The organism is Atribacteraceae bacterium, assembly GCA_035477455.1.
In the GTDB taxonomy this organism is placed as follows: domain Bacteria; phylum Atribacterota; class Atribacteria; order Atribacterales; family Atribacteraceae; genus DATIKP01.
This window is the reverse complement of record DATIKP010000028.1, coordinates 1-8,360: the sequence shown is the minus strand read 5'-3', so window position 1 is coordinate 8,360 and position 8,360 is coordinate 1. Positions and strand designations below refer to the sequence as shown.

Genomic DNA, 8,360 nt, shown 5'->3' with positions numbered 1-8,360 from the left:
AGATGAGGCGGGGCTGATGGCAACGGGGTCTTGCTGAAATGAGTTTTTGCAGCAAAATCAATTTTTCCAATACGGCACGGCGTATTGTCGTAGAATGTGAAGGTCTTTTTCTGCTGGTTTTGTGGTCGCACGCGCGTTCCTCGGCATCGTTTGGTATGTGGCCAGAGCTATCCATAATAGAACGGAGAAGAAACAAAGGATATAATTTGGTCGAAGAGCCTTTGGAAAGGCAAAATGGAAAATCCTGGAGGGAGGACGGTGATGCAGGGATTGTACGGAACAGGTCTGGGCGGATCGAATCTGGCGGCCATCGACTTTGCCGAGAATGAAAGACGGCAGACCCCCTACGCCGTGTTGTGGCTGCTCTTTTTCGCCGTGGCCCTGGTCGTTCAGCTCGTACTCCTACCCCGCTTCTTTCTCCGCTTTCATGCTGGGGATGGCCTCCGGGTGGGGGGTGACTGGCTTTTCTTTCATCGTCTCGCGGTAGACTTGAGTGAAGCCATCCGGGCACAGGGGTGGTCGGCCTGGACACTACGCCCCGCCAACCAGGCCCCGGCCGGAATTGCCGCCGCCATCTATGCCCTGACTGTTCCCCGTCCCTTTATGGTGCTTCCCCTTAATGCGGCCCTCCATGCCACTTCCGCCGTGCTCTTGTTGCTGATCCTACAGCGACTGCTTCCCGATTGGCGAAAAGCTCTGTGGGGAGTGCTTCCCTTTTTTTTCTTCCCCTCGACGCTTACCTGGCTCGCCTCACTCCACAAGGACGGCTTCTTCATCGCCGGTTTTTTCTGCTTCATTCTGGGGTGGGTCAACCTGACCGCCGGCCTTGCTGAACCACCAAATTGGCGGAAACGACTCCTGAACCTGAGCGCCGTTGCGGCCGGTGGCTGTCTGGTCTGGATCGTCCGGCCCTATGCTGTCCAATTTCTTTTCGTGCTTGGATTTCTCCTGGCGCTGGGGGTAAGCGGGTGGCTGCTGGGGAGAGGCAGAAAACTGGCAAGTGTTCGAAAGCACTTGACAGTCTCGTTTCTCTATCTATGGATGGTGTGCGGGGTCCTTTATCCTCTGGTGAACTGGGAGGGGATGGAGGTTGATACAGTAGCAGTAGCAGAGGTTCTCTGGCGCAGGACTTGGCTGGTTCCTGCGTTCTTGGATTCCCGCCTTTATTCCATCTCTATCGTTAGGGAAAATTATATTATTAAAACTTACCCCACTGGCGGAAGCATGATCGATGAGGAAGTCTCCTTTCACAACGCCTGGGATTTAGCTCTCTATACGCCCCGCGCCTTCCAGATCGCCCTCTTGTCACCTTTTCCCCGGCACTGGCTTGAGGAGGGGGACGCTCGAAGCCAATACCCTCATGCGCCGGGTTTCCGGGTTTGAAATGGTGGTGGTATATGCGAGCCTGCTTGGCCTCTTCTTTACCCTGGTATTCTGGAGGAATCGGCTCGAGCTGTGGGTGGTGGGGCTATGTTCGCTCGGTATGATGTTACCGTTTGCCCTGGCTATTCCGAATGTAGGGACGCTGTACCGCTTGCGCTTTGGTCCCCTCCTGCTCCTGGTGGCCCTGGGAATTACCGGGTTTATCCGGTGGCGGTCGTTACGCCGTTGATATAAGACAAATTGCTGCGGAGAGGAATGTGCGGTTGTGTGCGGAATTTGTGGGTTCGTTGATGTAGGAAAAGCCTTTCCTCCCGGGGAATATGAGACGATGGTGGAAAGAATGGCCGGGACGCTGGTCCACCGCGGGCCCGATGACCGGGGAAGCTGGGTGGATGAGGAAGCGGGAGTGGCGCTCGGTCATCGGCGTTTAGCCATCCTCGATCTCTCGCGGGAAGGCCGCCAGCCGATGGTAAGCCACAGTGGCCGCCTGATCATCGTCTATAACGGGGAGACGTACAATTACCGGACGATTCGGGAAGAATTACCGAATGTTGTCTGGCGGGGCTCTTCCGATACCGAAGTAATGCTTGAGGCCTGTGAGCACTGGGGTGTGGAGGAGGCGCTCGAGTGGTTCGTGGGCATGTTCGCTTTTGCCCTGTGGGACAGGGAGGAACGGGTACTGTACCTGGTGCGGGACCGGTTGGGGATCAAGCCACTCTATTACGGCTCTGCCGGAGGGACGCTGGTTTTTGCCTCCGAGCTGAAAGCCTTCCATGCCTATCCCACTTTCCAGGCCGATATTGACCGGGAGGGGTTGGCCCGCTTTCTACGCTTAGGCTATGTTCCCGAACCGCTGACTATTTACCGGGGAATTCGTAAACTCCCACCCGGCACGATAGTCAGAGTGCATTTTGAAAGAATGAGCGAGTGGTCCGAACCCCGCCCCTACTGGTCGGCCCAGGAAATTGCCCGTCGGGGACTCTCCAACCCCTTTGTCGGGACCGGGGAAGCGGCTGTCCAAGCCTTGGATGTGCTGCTCGATGAAGCAGTAGCCCTGCGGATGATCGCCGACGTTCCCCTGGGAGCCCTGCTGTCAGGCGGGATCGATTCGTCGGTGGTGGTGGCCAAAATGTGTACAGCCTCCCCTGGCCGGGTCAAGACCTTTACCATCGGCTTTGCGGAAACGGAGTACGACGAAGCCCCCTCCGCCCGCCGAGTGGCCCGCCACTTGGGGACTGACCATACCGAATTCATTCTGACCCCGGAGGAGAGCCGTTCGCTCATCCCCTCTCTTCCCGAACTCTACGACGAACCCTTCGCCGACTCTTCCCAGATTCCCACCGCTTTGCTTTGTCGCCTGACCAGGGAGTCGGTCACTGTCGCCCTATCCGGTGACGGGGGTGACGAGCTGTTTGCCGGCTACACTCGCCATGTCTTCGGACCGGACCTGTGGCGGAGAATCTCCGGCCTGCCTCTCGGGATCCGCCGAATGGCCGGTGGTTGGTTCTCCCGACTGTCTCCCCGCCTGATGCATGGGGCGTACCAGGTGCTCGACCCATTATTGAAGAGCCAAAATCGGCAGCGCCAACCGGCGGAGAAATTCCGGAAACTCGCCTCTGTCCTGGACGTAACGTCTCCCGGGGAACTCTATCAACGGCTGGTCTCTCAGTGGAGGGACCCCGCGGCGGTGGTGATTGGAGTCACTGGAGAGAACCAATCTCCTGTACTGGGGTGGCGCGGGGAAGGGACAGCCGGCGTAGCTGGTGAGATGATGCTCGCCGATCTTGTGACTTATCTGCCTGGAGATATTCTCAGCAAGATCGACCGGGCCAGTATGGGGTTTGGTTTGGAAGTCCGGGTCCCACTCCTGGACCACCGGGTGGTGGAATTCGCCTGGACCCTTCCCATGCACCTGAAGGTGTGGGAAGGAAAAGGCAAGTGGATTCTACGCCAAGTATTGGACAAATATGTTCCTCGGGACCTCGTGGAGCGTCCGAAAATGGGTTTTGCCGTTCCTCTCGCTAGCTGGTTGCGGGGACCCTTGCGGGATTGGGCGGAAGACCTCCTGGCCGAGGAACGGCTGAAACGGGAGGGATATTTTCGGCCTGAGCCGGTCCGGCAGGTCTGGCGGGACCACCTGACCGGAAAAAGCCCTGGCCAGCACCAGCTCTGGTGCGTGTTGATGTTCGAGGCCTGGCTGGCACGCTGGGGATAAACGATGACATGGGAGGCTGGTATGAATCTATTCCCCGGATTTGACGATTTTTCATCCGGCCGGGAACGAATAGCAGTAGTCGGTTTGGGATATGTGGGGTTGCCCCTGGCGCTACTTCTGGCCAAACGGTTTTCGGTCATCGGGTTTGACCGAGATCAGTCCCGAATCGCTGAGCTGAGCGAGGGAGAGGACCGGCGCAAAGAAGTGCCTCCCGCTGTTCTTGCCGCCTCATCCGTCGAATGGACGTCCCAGCCCGATAGATTGCATTCCGCCCGTTTGTTGATTATCACCGTGTCCACACCGGTCGATGACCACCGCAACCCGGATCTTACCTTCCTCGCGTCTGCCTCCCGGATAGTGGGGAAATATCTCACCCAGGGGTCAGTGGTGGTTTATGAATCGACCGTCTACCCGGGAGTGACTGAAGGGGTCTGTATCCCCATCCTGGAACGGGAGTCGGGTCTCAGGCATGGCCGGGATTTCCGGGTCGGGTATTCACCGGAGCGAGTCAATCCGGGAGACTTGCACCATACCCTGGAGCGTATCGTTAAGGTGGTGGCGGGCTGTTGCGGGGAAACGCTCGAGCTGCTGGCCCGGGTATACGGAAGCGTCATCGAAGCGGGGGTGTACCGAGCTCCCAGCATCAAAACGGCGGAGGCGGCCAAGGTTATCGAGAACACCCAGCGGGACCTGAATATCGCTCTGATGAACGAACTGGCGATCATCTTTCACCGTTTGGGATTGGATACCCGGGAAGTCTTGGAAGCGGCGGGGACCAAATGGAATTTCCTTCCCTTCGAGCCGGGCCTGGTGGGGGGGCACTGTATCGGGGTGGATCCCTACTATCTAACTTATAAAGCGGAGGAGACCGGATATCTCCCTCAGGTAATCCTGGCTGGACGGCGAATTAACGATTCCATGGGCAACTATGTGGCCGAACAGACGGTGAAACTGCTGCTGCGGGCGGAGAAAGGCATCAAAAACGCCCGGATTCTGATCATGGGGGTGGCCTTCAAGGAGAACGTCCGGGATGTCCGCAACAGCCGGGTAATCGACATCGAACGGGAATTGCGGGAATTTGCGGTTGATCCCTTACTGTTCGACCCGGTGGTCTTGAAAAGTGAAGTCGAGGAAGAGTATGGGATAACTCTTCTTGAGGAGATCGGGGAAAAGGCACCCTACGATGCGGTAGTCCTGGCGGTTCGGCATCGGGAATTCTCGCCCTATTATGGGGTGGACGCGCTATTGCCCCTCTTCCGGGGGGTCCCGGTACTCGTGGATGTCAAGGGGGCATGCGACCGCCGAAAAGCCGAGGCGGCGGGGTGGTACTGGAGATTATGAGGCAGGAGAAGGATGATTGGGGAGGCTTGCGTGTCTAACTACTTGGTGACCGGTTGCGCGGGATTTATCGGAAGCGTCGTGACGGAGCGACTCTTGCGGGATGGCCATACAGTGACGGGGGTCGACAATCTGAACGACTATTACGACATCCGCCTGAAAGAGTATCGGCTGGCCCGCTTGCGGGATCAGGTGGGGTTACGGGATGTTCGGGGAGACATCGAGGACAGGGCATCCCTGCGGAAGGTTTTTGAAGAAGGCGGAGCCTTCGATGCGGTGGTGAATCTGGCGGCTCGGACGGGGGTCCGGGCCAGTCTACGCGATCCGGGAAGTTACCTGGCCACCAATGTGATGGGCACTCTCCATCTGCTGGAATTGAGCCGGGAATACGGAGTGCCCAAATTTGTCCTCGCGTCGACCTCTTCACTATACGCTGGGCAAAAAATGCCCTTCCGGGAGGAACTCCCGGTCAACACTCCCATTTCCCCCTATGCGGTGAGCAAGAAAGGAGCGGAAATACTGGCCTACACCTGGCATTATCTGTACGGGATCGATGTATCGGTAGTGAGGTATTTTACTGTCTACGGGCCGGCCGGACGGCCGGACATGAGCATCTTCCGCTTTATCAGGTGGATTGCTGAGGGGGAGACGGTGGTGCTTTTCGGAGATGGAACCCAGAGCCGGGACTTCACTTATGTGGAGGACGTCGCCCGGGGGACCGTCGCGGCATTGCGGAGAGTGGGCTTTGCAACTGTCAACTTGGGTTCGGATAGCCCCCATACTCTTAACGAAGTGATCGGTCGGATCGAGAAGCTGGCCGGGAAGCAGGCAGTGATCGAACACCGGGATTTTCCCCGAACTGACGTTCCCGCCACTTGGGCCCATATTGGTAAGGCCAGGGAGCTTTTGGGCTGGCAGCCGGAGGTTTCTCTCGGTGAGGGATTGCGGCGGACAGTTGAGTGGTATCTGGAACACCGCGGCTTTGCGAAAACACTGTCTCTGGACGAGTTCCCCGGGCGGTGTTAGGGAAGAAGCGCGGATGGGAGGAAGCAATGAAGCGATGAAGAAGTTTCCTCCATCACTGATCACCGCTCACCCATCACTATGCACTGTTCACTGTGCTTTTTCGGAGGAGGCATGAGGGTGTGGCCAAAGTCCTCGTCGTTTCCCATTACGCGCCGACTCTCGTGAACTTCCGGGGGGTTCTCATTCGGTCGATGACCGAGGCCGGGCATAAAGTGGTAGCCCTGGGTCCGGAACCGGGATATGGGGAAGCCCTGGAAGCCCTGGGTGCGCGGTACCGGCAGTATCCCCTGGAGCGAACCGGGCTAAATCCCCTTCACGATTACGGCACCCTCCGTTCCCTGGTTCGGATAATCCGGGAGGAAAGCCCGGAGATAGTGTTTTCGTACGCGGTAAAACCGGTCATCTACGGGTCGAAGGCGGCGGGAGCCTGCCGGGTTCCCGGTATCTATTCGATGATCACCGGTTTGGGGTATGCCTTCGGGGCGGGCGACTGGAAGAGGATGATGGTCACGGCGCTGGTGTGTAATATGTACCGGCGTTCCCTCCGGTTGAATCGAGCGGTGTTTTTCCAGAATCCCGACGACCGGGACCTCTTTGTCCGACTTGGTCTGCTACCCGAAGGAGCGCCTCCGGTGCTGGTCAACGGTTCCGGGGTGGATCTTGACCGTTTTTACTGGGTCCCCCCCCCGCCGCCGCCTTTGACCTTTCTCCTGGTTGCTCGGTTGCTCCGGGACAAGGGGATCGGGGAGTTTGTCGCGGCCGCCCGAGTGTTGAAAAGACGTTATCCCGCAGCGGACTTCCAGATGCTCGGACCGCTCGATCCCAATCCTACGGCGTTACGGAGAGAGGAGGTCGAGAACTGGTCCAGGGAGGGAATTATCCGGTACCTGGGGGAAACCCGCGATGTACGTCCCTTCCTGGAACGGGCCCACGTTTTTGTCCTCCCCTCCTACCGGGAGGGCACTCCCCGCTCGGTACTCGAGGCCATGGCCGTGGGACGGCCGGTGATTACCACCGCTGCGCCGGGTTGTCGGGAGACGGTTCGCCCCGGAGAAAACGGTTGGCTGGTCCCGGTACAAAACGTCACGAAACTGGTCGAGGCGATGGACTTCTTTCTCCAGAACCCGGAACGGATATTGGTAATGGGTCAGGCTTCCCGGCGAATCGCCGAGGAGAAGTATGATGTCAGGCAGGTGAACCAAGTTCTGATGCGCACGATGGGGCTGGGGTCGCATGATGGTTGAAATGAAACACCGGGATGGCCAGAGATCGACGATGCTCGTGACTGGCGGGACCTGCCCGGTGGGAGAGTGTTTCCTGCGGAAAATTGCGGCCGCGGGCCACTTCCGTATCGTGTGCCTGGTGCGTCCGGAAAGAGACGCTTCCTCTCTGCGGGACCTACCTATTGAGTTTATCCACTGTGACCTGGATCGCGACCCGCTTTCCCCGGAGTGGCTGCGGGATGTCGATCTTGTGGTCCATGTCGCCGGCATCCGCCGGGTGATACCGGTGCTGGAGGCGATGGAGCGTTCGGGAGTCGGAACGGGGCTCTTTGTCAATACGGCGGCGGTGCATTCCCGCTTTTCCGTGGCCAGTCAAGAATACCGGTGTTTGGAGGATCGGATGATCGAATACTGCGAACGGACCGGGATCCGGTACGCGGCAATCCGGCCGACCATGATCTACGGGGATGGCCGGAACCGTAACGTGAGTCTTCTCGTCCGTCACCTGTCCCGTCATTCTTTTTTTCCTCTGTTCGGCTCCGGAGAGGCCCTGGTCCAACCGGTTTTCTACCAGGATGTAGCCGGGGCGCTTGTCTCACTTCTGGCGTACCCCGAGGTGTGGGGGCGGTTCTACGATACCGGAGGGAAGGCGTCCTTCTCCTACCGGCGGTTTGTGGAGGCGGTCGGTGCAGTCCTGGGAAAAAAAGTCCGTTTCGTGCGTTTACCGGTGCAGGCCGGGATCACTCTGGCCCGGTTGGGAGAACGGATGGGTCGGTTGGTGCCCTGGACGGAAGAACAGGTGTTACGCAGTACCGAAGACCGGGTGACTGACAACACCCCCGCCCGGGAGGCTTTCGGATACGATCCCCGCGGTTTCTGGGAAGGGTTGGAGGCCGAAATCACCGCACTGCGGAGCAGAGGAGTTCTTCAGTGAAGGGGGAAGGGATTGGTTATCGTACGGCCAAACGGACCTTTGATTTTGTAATATCCCTGGTCGGACTTGTGATCCTGTCACCGCTCATCCTGTTGGTCAGTATGTGGATCCGGCGGGATTCCCCGGGTCCGATTTTTTTCCGGCAGCGTCGCGTGGGACGGGAAAACCGCGCGTTTTTGATTTTCAAGTTCCGGACCATGTACTGCACTACACCGAACGTGGCCAAAGACATTCTCCTTGC

At 58.5% G+C, this 8,360-nt stretch carries 8 protein-coding genes; all 8 read left to right on the top strand.

Annotated elements, in window-relative coordinates; all coding sequences use genetic code 11:
- The first annotated feature begins 261 nt into the window (after positions 1-261).
- Entirely contained in the window at positions 262-1,383 is a 1,122-nt protein-coding gene (locus VLH40_01455; GenBank protein ID HSV30675.1) for a hypothetical protein, read from the top strand.
- Positions 1,361-1,612, top strand: coding sequence for a hypothetical protein (locus VLH40_01450; protein ID HSV30674.1), 252 nt, complete (start codon positions 1,361-1,363; stop codon positions 1,610-1,612). Before VLH40_01455 ends, VLH40_01450 begins: the two co-directional genes overlap by 23 nt.
- Before the next feature lie 36 nt (positions 1,613-1,648).
- Complete coding sequence (gene asnB / locus VLH40_01445; GenBank protein ID HSV30673.1) at positions 1,649-3,598, top strand: asparagine synthase (glutamine-hydrolyzing); 1,950 nt, start codon at positions 1,649-1,651, stop codon at positions 3,596-3,598.
- A gap of 21 nt (positions 3,599-3,619) precedes the next feature.
- Entirely contained in the window at positions 3,620-4,939 is a 1,320-nt protein-coding gene (locus tag VLH40_01440; GenBank protein HSV30672.1) for a nucleotide sugar dehydrogenase, read from the top strand.
- A 30-nt stretch (positions 4,940-4,969) separates the two neighbouring features.
- Positions 4,970-5,962 (top strand): NAD-dependent epimerase/dehydratase family protein, encoded by a 993-nt coding sequence (locus tag VLH40_01435; protein ID HSV30671.1) that lies wholly within the window; start codon positions 4,970-4,972, stop codon positions 5,960-5,962.
- A 119-nt stretch (positions 5,963-6,081) separates the two neighbouring features.
- Positions 6,082-7,206: a glycosyltransferase family 4 protein gene (locus tag VLH40_01430; GenBank protein ID HSV30670.1), complete on the top strand. Its 1,125-nt coding sequence runs from the start codon at positions 6,082-6,084 to the stop codon at positions 7,204-7,206.
- Positions 7,196-8,119, top strand: a complete 924-nt coding sequence (locus VLH40_01425; protein HSV30669.1) for an NAD(P)-dependent oxidoreductase — start codon at positions 7,196-7,198, stop codon at positions 8,117-8,119. Before VLH40_01430 ends, VLH40_01425 begins: the two co-directional genes overlap by 11 nt.
- Positions 8,116-8,360, top strand: a 245-nt coding sequence (locus VLH40_01420) for a sugar transferase (GenBank protein ID HSV30668.1), incomplete at its 3' end; no start/stop codon positions are given. The genes VLH40_01425 and VLH40_01420, both read left to right, overlap by 4 nt.